Below are 15,459 nucleotides of genomic sequence, written 5' to 3'. Positions count from 1 at the left end.
GCTGAAGGCTTGTTGCAAGGCGCTTTCGAATGGGAATGGACGCATGGCGCACAGTCTAGCGCGATACGCGAACGTGCGTTCTTCGATGCAGCGACGCCTAACTCAGCGCGACGCTCGCCACGATTTCCATGAAATGCGGCAGCGCGGGCGTAACGCGCCGCGCGTCCTTCGCTTCATCGTCCCATCGGCGCAGCGCGATGGCATCGCGCGCGTAGGGCTTCGCGAGAAAGGCTTGCACGGTTTCATCGTCGAATATGCCGCCTTGCAATTGGAGGCTGCGCACCGAATCCGCCGACAGCCGCGCGTGATACGACGCATCGATCGCACAAAGGCAGCGTTTTGCATCGACGTGCAGGCGAATCGGTTCGAGCACGGCGTCGGAAAACAGCGGACGCAGAAACGGCAGCGCGAAGTACTGATGCAGATCGTCGATGCCGCGTTCGCTCGGTGTCTCGCCTTGCAGATTCAGCAGGTGCCCGAGATCGTGCAGCAAGGCCGCGACGATCAGCTCGCGGCTCGCGCCCGCCTGCTCGGCGAGCGTCGCGCTTTGCAACGCGTGCTGCAATTGCGTGACCGGCTCGCCGCTATAGGCGATTGAACCGTGTTCATCGAAGAGATGACGGATGTCGTCGAGTGAAAGCGCCATCGTAAGGAAAGGGTCGGGCGGGTATGCTTGGAGCGAAATGACGCGCGATTCTCGCAAGGCTTTATGACGCGATGATGGCGCACGCAAAGCGTGCGTTGAACCTCATGCCTTTCTCTTTCCGCCGACGCCCCGAACTCGCAGGCCTCGATCGCGCTTCACGACGCGATGTGCGCCGCATCGCGTGGCATTTCGCGCAGCGTCATTGGACGCTGCATGCGCCGGCGTTCGTGTGGATCGTGTTCGTGCTGCTGCATACGCGTTATCACCTCCTACCGGAGCGGCGCGACTATCTGCTCATCACGCTTCTTATTTTCGTGGCGGGCGTGGTGAACATACGGCTGCATATCGCACGCTATCTGAAGCCCGCGCGCGCCATCTTCGATTCGTTAGGCGCCGTGGCCGCACGCGCGATCACGGGTCGCTAGCCGTTCGTGTTGCAATGCCGCATCGCGCGAAAAGACCCCGTTTTTCGCGTGTTAGGATGCTCGACGACCCGCACCCACCGAACGCAAGATGGCAACGTTATACGAAACGCTCGGCGTGGACGAGCACGCCACCGAAGAAGAAATCAAACGCGCGTATCGCAAGGCCGCGATGCGTTGCCACCCGGATCGCAACGTGGGCAACGAAGACGTCGCCCGCGCGAAGTTCCTCGAGATCAAGGAAGCCTACGCGATTCTCTCCGACCCCGCGCAACGCGAGGTCTACGACCGCATCTACACGGAAGAGATGCGCCGCTGGGAAGAGCGCGTGCGGCAGGAAGAAGCCGAACGCGAAGCGCGCGAAACGAAGGAGCGTGAAGCCCGCGAGGCGCTCTATGCGCAGCGCGTATCGCTCGCGATGCGCTTTGCATCGCAAGGCCATAATCGTGACGTCGTGTTCGGCGTGCTGCTCGGCGCGCAATGCGACGAGTCGACCGCGCGTCAGATCGCGGATAGCGCGATCGCGCTGCACGAATCGCGTCAGGAGAGGGAAGAATCGAAAGAGAAAGAGCGCGAAGAAGAACCGGTCGCGGCGAAGAAAGAAGAGAAGGAACCGGCGGCTGCCGACGCGTCGAATCCGCTCGGCGCGATGTGGTTCCAGTTCCTCAACAACCTGCGTTTCTGAACCGCCTCAGGCCGCGAGTCTTTCGCCGCGCATGTTGCTTTGCTTCGGTGCGGGCGGATACACGCACCAGTGCCCGTCATCGTGGCGGAAGAAGAACAGCGCTCGCGACACCGCGCCGTGCAACGCCTCGACGCATACATAGCGCCGCCTGTCGGCACGCGTGCGGCTGAACTGCCTCACATGCACCGGCATGCTGCCCGGCGCGAGCCATTTTTCTACCTGATAACGAAGGGACTGCTCGTTCGCGCATTTCATTTCAGTCTCCAGCACGCGGCTTTCATGTTAGGGATAACGGCCGAACACGCCGATGATTGAAGCCCTATCAGTGAAACCCCTGCCGCGACGCATCACATTCTTGACAAAGCACTTGAACTCTACGCTTCAAATCCTGAGCCGTGCCCGTTTTGGCGAAATAGCAACAGCGAGCTTGAACGCGTCTTTCGCCGTGCCCGTTGATGAAAGATGCGTAGCGCTGTTGAACTCATCGTCTTGCAACGCGATGCGAGGGTATGTGCGCGATCGGTCATATGAAATGGCCGATTCGTACGTTACCCGTCACTGGTTTCAAAGCGAACGTCGTGCCTGAGTCGTGCGAATCAGAGCGGGCGCGCGAAGCTGAGTTCGTGGCCGTCCGGATCGGTGAGATGGAAATAGCGCTCGTTCCAGGGCGCATCGCGTGGCGCGAATTGCGGCTCGAGGCCGTGTGCCACTGCTTTCCGATAGAACGCGTCCACATCGGACACATGGATGATGACGCGGCCCCAGAAACGAATCGGGTCGTGCGTCTCGCTGGTCAGATTGAGAAACGAACTGCCGAGCGCGAACGAAGTAAAGGCCTCGTTCGCGCCGCCGTGGACGATGCGAAAACCGAGCGCCTCATAGAAGCGCACGGCGCGCGGCATGTCGTTCGTCGCGAGCGTAATCGCGCTCACGCTTTCGACGCGTGCCTCGTCGCTTGATTCTTCCATGCTGTCGTTCGTCATCCCGGATGATGCTGATGCGACACGAGCGGCAGCACCGAGAGATCCGGATGCGTGCCATCGACGATGCTCTTGCCGATATGCCGCGCATCGTCCACGGCGTCCTGCGCGCGCTTGTAGGCGTCGTCGCCGTCGGCATGGAAGTGCACCGCTTCGCCCGGCGTGTTCGCGTTCGCGCCGGGCCTGCACACATATCCGACATACACGTAGCGCTCCATCATGCTCGGCGGCGCATGTTCGGGCGTGGGCTTCAGTTGCGGCTGCACATGGATCTCGAAACCTTCGTAGTCGAAAACGTGCCATTGAGCGGGATCGTCAGGCATGACCGCCTCCTTGGTGTAGTGTTCGCTCGCGATTCAACGTTACTCCTGTTGGCGCGATGAAGCCACCGCGAAGCGCATTCGCGTCAGAAGAAATGCGTATGTGTGGCGCGGGAAATTGACAGCGTCTTCGCGCGCGGCGGATACTTTCCGGCGCACTTGCTTGAAGCGGATACGTCTGCCGTTGTCCCGATCCGGGAGGCGCGGTGAAGCCAGCCACGACACATCGTACTGTCCTTGCCCGCGCGATGCCGCGCATGACCGCGCTCGTCGGCGACATCACCGCGGGCACCGTGTCCACGCTGATGATGCTGTGCTACGCGATGAGCCTCGGCACGCTCATCTTCAGCGCCGATCTCGCGCGCTATGCCGAACTTGGCGTGCCCACCGCGCTCGTGAGCTGCATCGTGACTGCGTTCGTCATCGCGGTGACGAGCTCGATGCGTATGAACATAGGCGGGCCGGACAGCAACGCGACGGCGTTTCTCGTCGGCGTCGCGGCGGGCGTCGCGAGCAGCGTGCGCGCGAACGGCGGCACGCCCACGGTCATCCTGCTGACGGTGCTCGTCGCCATCGCGCTGTGCTCGCTCGTGACGGGCCTCATTCTCTTCGCGATCGGTTCATCGAAACGCAGCCGTTCGCTGCAATTCCTTCCCTATCCGGTGATGGGCGGGTTTCTCGCGGGCACCGGCTATCTTCTGATCGCGGGCGCGTTTCGCGTGCTGACCGGCGTCACGCTCGATTGGCACACGTTGCCTAAGCTCGCGCAACTGCACTGGCTTGCATGGGCGCCCGCGCTTTTCGTCGGCGCACTCGCGACGATTCTCGCGCGCACCTGGCGTCACGCGGCCGCATTGCCGATCACGCTCGCTATCGGCATCGCGCTCTTCTACGTGCTGTTGCGCGTCGCCGGCATCTCGCCCGACGATGCGCGCTACTTGGGCCTCCTGCTTCAGCATGTGCCGGCGCATGCGCTGCACATTCCCGAGTTGCATCTGCCGTCGTCGCTCGCGCGCGGCGAGATCGACTGGCACGCGATCGTCGCGCACTTGCCCGAGACGCTCATCGTCACGTCGGTGTCGGCGATCACGATCATCATGAATTCGACGGCGCTAGGCGCGGCCACCGGCCAGGACATCGACCTCAATCGCGAGATGCGCGCGGCCGGTCTCGCGAATATCGCGAGCGGTCTTTTCGGCGGCATGGTCGGCTATCAGTCGTATAACCGCTCGATGCTCAACGCGCGCGCCGGCGCGACGAGCCGCGCGGCGGGCGTGTTCGCCGCGCTCGCGTGCCTCTTCCTGCTGATCGCATCGCCCGATCTCGTGTCGCTCTTTCCGGTGCCCGTGCTCGTCGGCATGCAGATCTACATGGGCTTGCGTCTGATGATGGACTGGCTCGTCGGCGCATATCGCAAGCTGACGTGGCACGAGTATCTGCTCGTGCCGCTGATCCTCGCGGTGATCGCGTTCTATGGCGTGATCGCGGGCGTCGTCGCGGGCGTGGTCGCGGCGTGCGTGACCTTCGCGCTGCTCTATGGTCGAGCGGGATGCGTTCGCATGGAGTTCGACGGCCGCACGCGCACATCGAATGTCGAGCGCAGCATCGAGGAAACGCGCTTGCTGATCGATCGCGGCGATCAGATCTGCGGCGTCTGCCTGCAAGGGTTCCTTTTCTTCGGCTCGGCGAATTCGATGTTGCAGCGCATCCGCGAGCGCATTCGCTCGCATGGTCCGCGTCCGGTGCGCTATGTCGTGCTCGATTTCGCGTGGACCAACGGCATGGACGCGTCCGTGTCGCTCGCATTCGTGAAGCTGCGTCAGGCGTGCGCGGCGATCGGCGCGGATCTCGTGCTGACCGCTCTGCCGCGCAACTCGCGCGCGCTGCTAGGGCGCACGGGCGCGCTTTCGCTCGGCATCCACGAGTTCGACACGCTCGACGCCGGCCTCGAATGGATCGAAGCGCAGCAGCTCGCCACGACGACGCGCACGCTCGAACCGCGCGCGCCGGCCGGCGATTTCCGCGCGATGCTCGCGCCGCATTTCAGCGAGCGCGCGCTGCAGGGACTGGCCGCGTTCCTAGACGTATGCGATATCGGCGCGGGCGAGGCGCTCTTTCGTCGAGGCGATGCGGGCGATGCGCTTTACATCGTCGAAGAAGGGCGCGTGACCGTGTCGCTGCCGCTCGCCGATGGCCGTTCGGTGCGGCTGCGCTCGTTCGGTCCGGGCACGATCATCGGCGAGATGGCCGTGTACACGCATGCGCCACGGAGCGCGGATGTCGTCGCCGACGAACCGGCGCGCCTGCGCCGTCTCACGCTCGCGGCGCTGCGCAAGATCGAGCGGGACGATCCATTGACCGCGCAGGAGTGGCATCGCTTCGTCGTGAAGATGATGGCGTCGCGGCTCGCCATCGCCGATGAAGCGTTGCGCGCGGCGTCGTGATGACAGGCATGCGATCTGCTTTTGCCGGGAAGCACAACGCCGGGGCCTTCAACATGACACACACTGTCCGCGCGATGCTCGCGCTTGCGCCCGCCATCGTCATGACGAGCGCGCTTGCCCAGAGCGCGCCGCAATCGATCGCGATGCTCGACTGCACCCTCATCGACGATAACGCCGCCTACAACGACGCCGAAATCGACCGCATTCAGAGCGCGCGCCTCGCGATGCTGAGCGGCGCGTTTCGCGACGACTTGCGCGAGCGCGCGCTCTTTCGCGTCGCCGACAATGCGAAGGCCAGCGATCTCATCGCGACGCTGAAAAGCACGCAGGACATGAACGCGTGCAACGGCTGCGAACTGCGTGTGGCGAAGGAACTCGGTACATCGCGCGTCGGCGTGTGCTGGGTGCAGAAGATCAGCAATCTCATCCTCAACATGAACCTGCGCGTCGAAGACGCGAACAGCGGCGCGATGCTCTTTCAACGCTCCGTCGACATACGCGGCAACACCGACCTGTCGTGGAAGCGCGGCGCGAAGGCGCTCGTCGATCTCCTTGCAAGCGATCCATCCGCGACGCGCTAGATTGGCGCCACGCGAAAAGTCCAGCGGAATTCGGGAATTTCTCCCGGCCGATGCCGTTGCCTCGGCCGCGCCGATTGGGCTAAGTTGAGGCTGCCGGCACGCGCGCCGTGCCGTGTCGCGCGCGTGCGCTCACGAACTCGAACAATCGGTATCGAAACCGCTGGAGACGACCATGCAAGTCAGATTCAAGGCGGCGCGCATTGCCTGCGCGTCGGCGATCGCGACATCGCTTGCGTTTGCATTGGCGGCGAACGTCGCCCATGCCGCCGCGCCGACCGCCTACGTGACGACCGAAAACGCCGGCGTCGGCGTGATCGATCTCGACACGCTCGCGCTCGCGACGACCTGGGATGTCGGCAAGGACGGCCCGCGCGGGCTGTCGCTCAACAAGGAAGGCACGCGTCTTTACGTGGCGAACAAGGCGACGAGCGATCTCTCGGAGATCGATACGTCGACGGGCAAGGTCACGCGGCGCGCGAAGATCGGCAAGAATCCCGAGTTCGTGCGCGTGTTCGGCGGCTATGCGTATGTGACGTACGAGCCGGGTGAAAGCGGCGGCCCGCCGAAACCGGGCCAGCCGGAGAAGGACGACGACGACGCGAATTCGCCGCCCGCCGAGATCGCCATCGTCGATTTGAAGACCATGAAGATCACGCATACGGTCAAGAGCGGGCACGAGACCGAAGGCGTCGAGTTCTCGCCGGACGGCAAGCTGATCCTCGTGACGAACGAGGGTGACGATACGGTGTCGGTGTATCGCGTCGGGACGGGCAAGCCGGTCCGCACGGTGAACCTCGACAAGGGTTCGCGTCCGCGCGGCATCAAGGTGTCGCCGGATGGCAAGCAGTATGTCGTCACGCTGGAGAACGCGAACAAGTTCGTCGTGCTCGATGGCAAAAGCCTGAAGACCGTGAAGACCGTCGATACGAAGACGGGCCCGTATGGCGTTTCGTTCGATCCTTCCGGCAAGCGCTTGCTGATCGCGGCATCGCGTGACAAGACCTTGCAAGTGTTCGACGGCTCGACCTACGAGCATAGGAAGGATGTGCCTGTCGGTCAGCGTTGCTGGCACTTCAGCTTCACGCCCGACGGCTCGAAGCTGCTGCTGGCCTGCGGACGTTCGAACGCGGTGTACGTGCTCGACGGATCGGACTACAAGGAAGTCAAGCAGATCGGCGATCTGCCGCTGGCGTGGGGCATCGTCACTTATCCGCCGAGCGCGGGGTCGATCGTCGGGCGTTGAGCGGCAAGGAGGCGTTGCCGAGTGTGAAATGGCCGCATTGCGCGGCCACTTCCATTCGTGCGCCGTGGCATTGCGCATATTGCAACGTCGATCACGACGAATGCGCGCGAGGGACAGGACGCATCCGCGCAGCGAGGAAGACAGGCTTCGCTGTCAGGCTGCGCTTTGGCAAGGCATCAACGCGCGCGGCATTCCGTGGAAGTCGTATCGGGATTGAGCCGCGCTATCACGTCATATCACTTCCACGCATACCGCATCCCCACCCACACGCCACGCGGCGCACCGACGCCGAGAAACTGCTCGTTCACCGTCGCGCCGTTGTTGAACGTGTGATTGGGCCCGTCGAAGAAGTTCTCGCCGAGAATCGCGAAGTTCGCATAGCGCTTGTTGAGCAGGTTCTTCACGGTCGCATAGACCTGCAACTGTTTGGTCACGTTGTAGGTCGTGTCGAGATCGATCAGGAAATAGCCCGCGACGCTGCCGTTGACGTCCTGATTGTTTTCGTCGCCACGCGCGAAGATATTGCTGCGATACGTGAGATTCGTGCCGACGTTCCAGTGCGCAAACGGGTTGTAGTCGATGCGCATCTTCACCGTATTCGCCGGAATGCCCGGAATGCGGTCGCCCGAATGCACGGTGATGTTGCCATCGGCGTCCGCGCTCGAATTGCTCGCGCTGCTTTCCGTCCACGTCGATCGATACGTCGCGTTCACATAGCTATAACTCGCCGCGATGCCCACCGGTCCCCATTGCGTGCGGCCCGCGAGTTCGAAACCTTGCCGTCGCGTCTTGCCGACGTTCTGAAAATAGCCGAGCGTGCTGCCCGCGCCTTGCGCGCTGACGAACTGGATGTCGTCGTCGAGCGTCGTGCTGTAGACCGCGGCGCTCCACTGCGTATGACTGCCGAGACGCCCGCGCGCGCCGACTTCGAACGTCTTCGAAATCACCGGCTTAAGATCCGGGTCCGCGATGAAGTCATTGGGCAACGAGCACGGCGCGGCGGGGTCCGCGCACGCGAGTTCGATTGCGGTCGGCGAGCGCATGCCTTCGTTGTACGTCGCGTAGGCGGTGAAGTTCGGCGTCGGATTCCAGTTGAAGCCCACGGCCGGGTTGAAGCGCGAGAACGTGTGATTCCCGTCGAGCAGCGGCTGCACGCCGCTCTCGTCGCCGATGGTCGCCTTCGCCCAGTTGTAGCGTCCGGCGAGCGTCATCGACCATTGTTCGTTGAACGAGAACGTATTCTCGAAGTAGATGCCGAGATTCGAGTTGTGCGTCTTCGCGTCGGTCGTCGGTGCGAACGGACCCGTGGCGATCGTCGCGCGGTTGTCTTCGAATGCGGCTGGCTGCTCGGCCTGCGTGAAATGCGAATTGGCGAAGTCGCCCGCCGCGCCGACGATCAATTGATTGTCGTGATCGAAGAGCCTGTTGAGCAAGGTGAGTTGCAGGCTCGCGCCGTAGCTGTCCGTCACGATCACCGACTGGTCGTTGAAGGCTTGCGTGAGTTCGTCGGCATCGTCGCCGTCCGGATCGAAATCGTCGTTGACGTTCGAACTCACGTTCTTGTTGCGATAGTGGCGATAGTACGCGTTGCCGCTCAACTGCACGTTCGGCGTGATGTAGTGCTCGGCGTTGATCGTCAGATAGCCGACCTGATTCTCGTTCGTGTCGGGAAACGTGTACGCCTGACGGAAGTTGTCCATGAACGAGCGCGGAATCGTCTGCGAGCCGTTCAGCGTGTTGTCCGCGCCGCCCATCGAAACGGAGACCGTCGTGTCGGCGTCGGTATAGCGGATCTTGCCGAACGCCTGGCGCAGCTTGCTCGCGTTGTGATCGGCCCAGCCGTTGTCGTTCGTGACGTTCGCGGTGAAGTAATAGTCGAGATGATCGCCGATCGCGCCGCCTTGCTCGATCTGCGCATACTTGCGTCCGAACGAACCGAAGCCGACATCGACGTTGCCGCCCGGATTGCTGCGCCCGTTCTTCGTCGTTACCGCGACCGCGCCGCCGAGCGTGTTCAGGCCGAACGTCGGATTCGACCCGGGGATGATCTGCATCGTCTGGATCGCGGCCTGCGGAATCAGATCCCAGTTGACGACATCGCCGAACGGCTCGTTGATGCGTACGCCGTCCATGAACACCGACAAGCCCTGCGGCGTGCCGAGCAGCGGCGACGCAGTGAAGCCGCGATAGTTGATGTCGGTCTGCCACGGATTGCCTTGCGCGTCGTTGGTATCGACGCTCGCGACGTTCTTCTCCAGATAGTTCGTGACGGTCGGCGAATGCTGCGCCTGGATCTCGCTGCCCTTGATCGTTTGCACGTTCGCGGGCACTTTCTCCAGCGGCGTGCCGACGCCGACGAGCGGCGTGGTCCCGACGACGATGATCGAAGGCAGTTCGGTTGTCGGCGTCGTATCGGCTGGCGGCGTCTGCGCCCATGCGGCCACAGTGATGCTCGCGAACGCGCCGCCGAAGACGAGCCGCAGCCCCGCTCGGGGTTTGAACGGATGCGCGGGCGCGCGCAGGCGCGGCATGCTCTTCATCATCGTCTCCTCTTTATATTTCGATTCACGCGCCGAGCGTGTTTCTTTCGATGAAAGCGTCGCATAAGACAGCGCGCGTGGACCGGGAGCTTTTCCCGATCGCGCAGGGAAGCGTTCCCAATTGCGTTCCACCCACCGCACGGCGCGATGACGCCGTGCGTAGAATGCATTCCACGATGCCGACCGAATCCTTGCCCTCTTTCGCGAAAGACGCCGACCGCCGCGCGCCGCACTCGCCGGTGTGGCGCGACCTTGCTTGCGTGCTCGCGGCGACGCTGATCGCGGCCGCGCTCTTTGCGCGTTTCGATTTCAGCGAGTACGCGTATCGGCTGACGCGCAGCGCCGAACGCTTTCAAGTCGATGAATTGCCGCCGACGCTCGTCGTGCTCGCGATCGGTTTCGCGTGGTTCGCGTGGCGGCGTTATCGCGAGGCGCAATCGGAAGTGCGCAGACGGCGCGCGCTCGAAGAAGAGGCCGAGCATCTGCTTGCGGAGAATCGTCGCCTTGCGAATCAGGCGCTCGCCGCGCAGGAGACCGAGCGGCGTCATCTCGCGCGCGAGTTGCACGACGAGCTCGGGCAATACCTCAACGCGATATCGCTCGATGCGGGGCGTATCCGCGATTTGTCGGCTACGCGCGAGGCGGAGATTCATCGGCTGTCGCTTGCGCTGATGCAAAGCGCGACGCATGTGTATCGCGAGATCGGCGGGATGATTCGCAAGCTGCGTCCCATCGGCCTCGATGAATTCGGCTTGCCGACGGCGCTCGAACATTGCGTCGATGGCTGGCGCGAGCGCTTGCCCGATGTGACGTTCACGCTCGCTGTCGACGGCGATTTCGACAATTTGAGCGATGCGCTCAACATCACGCTGTATCGGCTCGTGCAGGAAGGGCTGACGAACGTATCGAAGTTCGCACGGACTTCACGCGTGGAGATTTATCTGGCGCGCGCGCCGGAAGAAATTGTCGTGACGATGGCCGATGACGGCCCGGGCGTCGATCTCGCGAAGCCGCGCACGGGACTCGGTTTGATCGGCATGCGCGAGCGCGTCGAAGCGCTCGGCGGCGAGTTTCAGATCGTGAGCGAGCCGGGCGCGGGTTTTCTGTTTTGCGCGCGCGTGCCGGCTCAGGCGGGGCTGCCGTGGCCTGCGACCGCCGACGAAGCGAAATCGACGAAGTGAAGCCCCAGGCGGTTCGCGATCTGTGCCAACTGCACGCCGTTATCCGCGCCGAATTTTTGGCGGATCACCGATTGATGATTCGCAACCGTCTTCTGGCTCAAGCCTAACTTCTCCGCGATGCTCGGCAGCGTATAACCCTGCACGAGCAATCTCAGCACCTCGAATTCGCGCGCGGATAACTGCCGTCCTTCCTGAATGCTCGCGCGCAATGCAAGCGCTTGCGACACATCGGGACTCAGATACGAAACGCGCCGCGCAACCGAACGCACCGCTTCGACGAGCACATCGGGCGCGCTCGCCTTCGTCACATAACCGCGCGCGCCCGCATCCAGCGCGCGTCGCACGAAGATCGCTTCTTCATGCACGCTGAAAATGAGCACATGCGCGTGCGGCTCGCGCGCCAGCATGCGCCGCATCGCCTCGATGCCGCTTGCGCCCGGCAACGCGAGATCCATCACGACGACATCCGGCTGCAGCGCGCAAAACTTCTGATAAGCCTCGGCTGCATCCGCCGCTTCGCCCGCGACGTTCACATCGGGACTCAGTTCGAGCAGACGCTTGTAGCCTTCACGCACGACGGCGTGATCGTCCACCAGCAGCACGGAGATATCGGCAGTCATGGCTTGTCTTCTCCTTCTTTTGAACCACTACCGGAGGCCTCGGCCGCGATGCGCTTCGAGTTCGCATCGTTGCGAAAGACGATGGGTTGCTCTTGCGGTTCCTGCCGTGCCGATGCAGCGCGCACGACTTCGATCACGCGCTCGTGATGCGGGGACTTGTCGCAAACCGGATCGGCATTCGCGGGGTCCTGCGTCAGCAGATACGCCTGACAGCGGCAGCCGCCCATGTCGATGGCCTTCTCGTCGCAACTGCGGCACGGCTCCTTCATCCAGCCGAAGCCGCGAAACCGGTTGAACGCATCGCTCTCGTACCAGATGTCCTTGATCGACATATCGGTGACGTTCGGAAACGTGAGGCCCGGCAATGACCGCGCGGTATGACACGGCAGCGCGGCGCCATCGGGCGCGATGCCGAGAAACACCGAGCCCCAGCCGTTCATGCAGCGCTTCGGTCTGCGCTCGTAGTAATCCGGCACGACGAAGAAGATCTTGCACCGGTCGCCGATCTCGCCGCGATAGCGTTCGACCACCGCTTCGGCTTCGTCGAGCTGCTCTTTGGTCGGCATGAGTTGCGCGCGATTCTTGTGCGCCCAGCCGTAATACTGCGTGTTCGCGAGTTCGAGATACTCCGCGCCCATCGCGAGCGCCATGTCGATGATGCGTCCGATATGCGGCAGGTTATAGCGGTGAAGCACGCAATTGAGCACCATCGGAAAGCCATGCGCCTTGATGAGATTCGCGACGCGCTTCTTGTAGTCGAAGGTCTTCGTGCTGGAAAGGAAGTCGTTCAATTCCTGCGACGAGTCCTGAAACGAAAGCTGTATGTGATCGAGCCCGGCGTCCTGCAACGCACTGATGCGCTTCTCCGTCAGACCGATGCCCGATGTGATGAGGTTCGTATAAAAGCCGAGCTTCCGCGCTTCGCCGACGAGCGTTTCGAGATCGTCGCGCAAGAGCGGCTCGCCGCCGGAGAAGCCGAGTTGCGCGGCGCCCAGCGCGCGTGCCTGACGCAATACGTCGATCCATTGATCGGTGTCCAGCTCGCGCGTGTGATCGGCGTAATTCACCGGGTTGTAGCAGAACACGCAATGCAGCGGACAGCGATACGTGAGCTCGGCAAGCAGCCAGAGCGGCGGCGCGACGGTTGCGTCTTCGTGCTCGGGCTTCGCAATCGGTTCGGACAAGTCGGTCATGACGCTACTCCAGCCAGCCTCGCGCACGCGCGCCGGCGATGAACGCGCGCACGTCGTCGCCGAGGCCGGTCGCATTGAACGCCTGCTCCAGATCGGCGACGAGCGCGGGGATATCGCGCGTGCCGTCGCATCGCAGAAGAATCTCCGATGCGCTCTGATTGAGCTTCACCATGCCTTCCGGATAAAGCAGCACATGCGCGTTCTGCGCAGGTTCCCATTGCAGCCGGAAGAGGCGTTTTAGTTTCGGATGCAACGAATCGTCCGGCGCTTCGACGGCTTCCTGCTTGCGTTGAGTCGGGTTCGTATCGCTCATTGCGGAAAAGCCTTTTCGATGGAATCGAGCATGGTCCAGAGAATATCGAGCTTGAACTGCAGGATATCGAGCGCGCGTTGCTGTTCCTGACGCGTCGTGAAATGCGCGAGCGTCACTTCGAGACCGTGCTCGACATCGCGCTGCGCAAGCGACACGCGCGAGCGGAAATACGAAAGCCCTTCGGGCTCGATCCACTTGTAATGCTCGGGCCATGTCGCGAGCCGGTCCTTGTGAATCTGCGGCGCGAACATCTCCGTAAGCGATGAACACACCGACTCCTGCCACGGCGCACGCCGTGCGAAGTTCACGTAGGCATCGACGGCGAAGCGCACGCCCGGCGTCACCAGCTTGAGCGACCATAGATCGTCGCGCGAGAGGCCGACCGCATCGCCAAGACGCGCCCATGCCTCGATGCCGCCGGGCTGATCGTCGTAGCCATCGTGATCGAGAATGCGCAGCACCCAGCGGCGGCGCGTGTCGCGATCGGGGCAATTCGACATCACCGCCGCATCCTTCAGCGGAATGTTGATCTGATAATAGAAGCGGTTCGCGACCCAGCCGCGTATCTGTTCCTTCGAGCAGCCGCCGCTGTTCATCTTCACGTTGAACGGATGATGAATGTGATACGCCGTGCCCTTCGCGCGCAACTGCGCTTCGAATTCGTCGCGCGTCCACGCGGGGCCTTCGTCTGTCACTTTCGTGAAGATCGGGCCTGTGGTCGGGTTGAGCATCGGGTCGAACATCTAACGGTCTCCAGTGCGAATGTCACAGCTCGAAAGTCATGCCGTCGTGCGCGACCTCGATGCCGTGCTCCGACAACATGCGCCTTTCAGGTCCATCCTCGATGAGGATCGGGTTCGTGTTGTTGATGTGGATCAGCACCTTGCGCACGCCCGCGCGATCGATCGAATCGAGCACGTCGATCATGCCGCCCGCGCCGGTTTGCGCGAGATGGCCCATATCCTTGCCGGTCTTCTTCGTGAGGCCGAGGCGAATCATTTCATCGTCGGTCCAGACGGTGCCATCGACGAGCAGCAAGTCTGCTTCGCGCATCGCATCGAGCACATGCGGCTCCAGCGCGCCGAGCCCCGGCGCATAGAATGCGCGCTTGCCCGAAGCGCGATTCGTGAACATAAGGCCAATGTTGTCGCCTGTTTCCGGCGCATCGCGATGCGGCGAATACGGCGGCGCCTTGCTCGACAGAGGCAATGCGTCGATGCCCACGCGCGGCAGCTCAGGCACGGACAACGATGCGCCATCGAGCGCGATGCGCCTGTGCTCGACGCCACAGTAATGCGAAAGAATCGACGTGATGGGAAAGCCCGTCGAGAGGTCCTGCCACACGGCGTCCGTCGTATAGAGCGGCAAGGGCGTGCCGCGCTCGCGCAGCATCAGCAGACCGGTGACATGATCGATCTGCGCATCCATCGTGATGACGGCAGCGATGCCGGTGTCGCGCACGCGGCGCGCGGGCTGCAATTCCGGGTTTGCGGCGATCTGCGCAAGAATGTCCGGCGATGCGTTGACGACCAGCCAGTCCTCGCCGTTATCGGTAACAGCAATGGACGACTGAGTGCGCGCACGCGCCAGAATGGAGCCGCGCCGCACGCCATCGCAATTGCGGCAGTTGCAGTTCCATTGCGGAAAGCCGCCACCCGCCGATGAACCGAGCACGCGAATCTTCAAGGCAGCATCCTCCGCAAGAGACCGTCGCGATCGATCAACTGATGCTTCATCGCGCCGAGAAAATGCACGATGACGAGCGCGGCCATGATCCACGCCAGATACTCGTGAATGCCGAAGAAGATCTGCCGCATGGATTTGTCGTCCCAGCCCCATTGCGGCAGCGCGATGCCCCAGAACTTCGTGCCGAACTTGTTGAACGACGAGCCGAGATAACCGGTGAGCGGCATCGCCACCATGCCAACGTATAAAAGAGCCTGCGTAATGCTCGCGGCGGCGCGTTGCCACGTTCGCATCGGCGGCAAAGGCGGCCGGCGATAAGCCAGACGTGCCAGGATGCGGAGCAGCACCAGCAGGAAAACGGTGATTCCGAGCGACTTGTGGAAGTTGATGAGGTCCGACTTGAACGGCAACCCGCGCGGCAGGCCGACCATATAGAAGCCGATGCACAGCATCGCGATGATTGCGATCGCAATTATCCAGTGCAACGCGATCATCGGGCCTGCGTAACGCTCGCTTGCGGCATCGATACGGCCGTCGCGCGACGTTGCTGATGTCCGCGCGGTGCTCATGGCGTGTCTCCCCGGAAGTGCCAACGGTCCATTGTT

17 protein-coding genes are annotated in these 15,459 nt (G+C 62.7%); 6 read left to right on the top strand and 11 right to left on the bottom strand.

Translation table 11 applies throughout. From position 1 onward, the window contains the following. Positions 1-97: 97 nt before the first annotated feature. Positions 98-646 carry a phosphonate degradation HD-domain oxygenase gene (locus LDZ23_RS20595; protein ID WP_008354304.1) on the bottom strand — a complete coding sequence of 183 codons (549 nt, stop codon included), beginning with the start codon at positions 644-646 and terminating at the stop codon, positions 98-100. 104 nt (positions 647-750) lie between these two features. Here LDZ23_RS20595 and LDZ23_RS20590 point away from each other — a divergent pair, with 104 nt between their 5' ends. Further along, positions 751-1,071 carry a hypothetical protein gene (locus tag LDZ23_RS20590; RefSeq protein ID WP_174447733.1) on the top strand — a complete coding sequence of 107 codons (321 nt, stop codon included), beginning with the start codon at positions 751-753 and terminating at the stop codon, positions 1,069-1,071. Positions 1,072-1,159: 88 nt separating this feature from the next. Continuing rightward, positions 1,160-1,753, top strand: a complete 594-nt coding sequence (locus LDZ23_RS20585; RefSeq protein ID WP_008354306.1) for a J domain-containing protein — start codon at positions 1,160-1,162, stop codon at positions 1,751-1,753. A 6-nt stretch (positions 1,754-1,759) separates the two neighbouring features. Here LDZ23_RS20585 and LDZ23_RS20580 read toward each other — a convergent pair whose 3' ends face one another. From LDZ23_RS20580 to LDZ23_RS20570, 3 genes are all read right to left on the bottom strand, one after another. Further along, on the bottom strand, positions 1,760-2,008 hold the full coding sequence (locus LDZ23_RS20580) for a hypothetical protein (protein ID WP_008354307.1): 249 nt from the start codon (positions 2,006-2,008) through the stop codon (positions 1,760-1,762). Positions 2,009-2,349: 341 nt separating this feature from the next. Then, a complete protein-coding gene (locus LDZ23_RS20575) occupies positions 2,350-2,721 on the bottom strand; it encodes a VOC family protein (protein WP_033535972.1) in 372 nt (123 codons plus the stop codon). Positions 2,722-2,732: 11 nt separating this feature from the next. Continuing rightward, positions 2,733-3,056 (bottom strand): hypothetical protein, encoded by a 324-nt coding sequence (locus LDZ23_RS20570; RefSeq protein ID WP_008354310.1) that lies wholly within the window; start codon positions 3,054-3,056, stop codon positions 2,733-2,735. A gap of 245 nt (positions 3,057-3,301) precedes the next feature. Between LDZ23_RS20570 and LDZ23_RS20565 the strand changes: the two genes are divergently transcribed. From LDZ23_RS20565 to LDZ23_RS20555, 3 genes are all read left to right on the top strand, one after another. After that, a complete protein-coding gene (locus tag LDZ23_RS20565) occupies positions 3,302-5,497 on the top strand; it encodes a SulP family inorganic anion transporter (RefSeq protein ID WP_008354311.1) in 2,196 nt (731 codons plus the stop codon). Positions 5,498-5,550: 53 nt separating this feature from the next. Beyond that, positions 5,551-6,078 (top strand): DUF3280 domain-containing protein, encoded by a 528-nt coding sequence (locus LDZ23_RS20560; RefSeq protein ID WP_235366178.1) that lies wholly within the window; start codon positions 5,551-5,553, stop codon positions 6,076-6,078. Positions 6,079-6,250: 172 nt separating this feature from the next. After that, positions 6,251-7,321 (top strand): beta-propeller fold lactonase family protein, encoded by a 1,071-nt coding sequence (locus LDZ23_RS20555; RefSeq protein ID WP_033535973.1) that lies wholly within the window; start codon positions 6,251-6,253, stop codon positions 7,319-7,321. A gap of 236 nt (positions 7,322-7,557) precedes the next feature. Here the strand turns inward: LDZ23_RS20555 and LDZ23_RS20550 are convergent, their stop codons facing one another. Further along, a complete protein-coding gene (locus LDZ23_RS20550) occupies positions 7,558-9,861 on the bottom strand; it encodes a TonB-dependent receptor (protein ID WP_244808206.1) in 2,304 nt (767 codons plus the stop codon). A gap of 176 nt (positions 9,862-10,037) precedes the next feature. Here LDZ23_RS20550 and LDZ23_RS20545 point away from each other — a divergent pair, with 176 nt between their 5' ends. After that, positions 10,038-11,042, top strand: a complete 1,005-nt coding sequence (locus tag LDZ23_RS20545; protein WP_244808168.1) for an ATP-binding protein — start codon at positions 10,038-10,040, stop codon at positions 11,040-11,042. On the opposite strand, the gene LDZ23_RS20540 is transcribed toward LDZ23_RS20545, so the two are convergent. Genes LDZ23_RS20540 through LDZ23_RS20515 form a run of 6 tightly spaced genes read right to left on the bottom strand, consistent with a single transcriptional unit; the run spans position 10,988 to position 15,423 of the window. Further along, positions 10,988-11,662 carry a response regulator gene (locus LDZ23_RS20540; RefSeq protein WP_244808167.1) on the bottom strand — a complete coding sequence of 225 codons (675 nt, stop codon included), beginning with the start codon at positions 11,660-11,662 and terminating at the stop codon, positions 10,988-10,990. The genes LDZ23_RS20545 and LDZ23_RS20540 overlap by 55 nt on opposite strands. Continuing rightward, positions 11,659-12,855, bottom strand: a complete 1,197-nt coding sequence (gene pqqE, locus LDZ23_RS20535) for a pyrroloquinoline quinone biosynthesis protein PqqE (protein ID WP_008354318.1) — start codon at positions 12,853-12,855, stop codon at positions 11,659-11,661. Before pqqE ends, LDZ23_RS20540 begins: the two co-directional genes overlap by 4 nt. Before the next feature lie 4 nt (positions 12,856-12,859). Beyond that, a complete protein-coding gene (gene pqqD / locus LDZ23_RS20530) occupies positions 12,860-13,168 on the bottom strand; it encodes a pyrroloquinoline quinone biosynthesis peptide chaperone PqqD (protein WP_008354319.1) in 309 nt (102 codons plus the stop codon). After that, positions 13,165-13,911, bottom strand: coding sequence for a pyrroloquinoline-quinone synthase PqqC (gene pqqC, locus LDZ23_RS20525; protein WP_008354320.1), 747 nt, complete (start codon positions 13,909-13,911; stop codon positions 13,165-13,167). The genes pqqD and pqqC overlap by 4 nt, the downstream gene beginning before the upstream one ends. A gap of 22 nt (positions 13,912-13,933) precedes the next feature. Then, positions 13,934-14,854 carry a pyrroloquinoline quinone biosynthesis protein PqqB gene (pqqB, locus tag LDZ23_RS20520; protein WP_008354321.1) on the bottom strand — a complete coding sequence of 307 codons (921 nt, stop codon included), beginning with the start codon at positions 14,852-14,854 and terminating at the stop codon, positions 13,934-13,936. Continuing rightward, positions 14,851-15,423: a cytochrome b gene (locus tag LDZ23_RS20515; protein ID WP_008354322.1), complete on the bottom strand. Its 573-nt coding sequence runs from the start codon at positions 15,421-15,423 to the stop codon at positions 14,851-14,853. The genes pqqB and LDZ23_RS20515 overlap by 4 nt, the downstream gene beginning before the upstream one ends. Between the last annotated feature and the right edge of the window lie 36 nt (positions 15,424-15,459).

It is taken from the genome of Caballeronia zhejiangensis (assembly GCF_022879815.1).
Classification (GTDB): domain Bacteria; phylum Pseudomonadota; class Gammaproteobacteria; order Burkholderiales; family Burkholderiaceae; genus Caballeronia; species Caballeronia zhejiangensis.
This window is presented reverse-complemented; position numbering and strand designations above follow the sequence as displayed.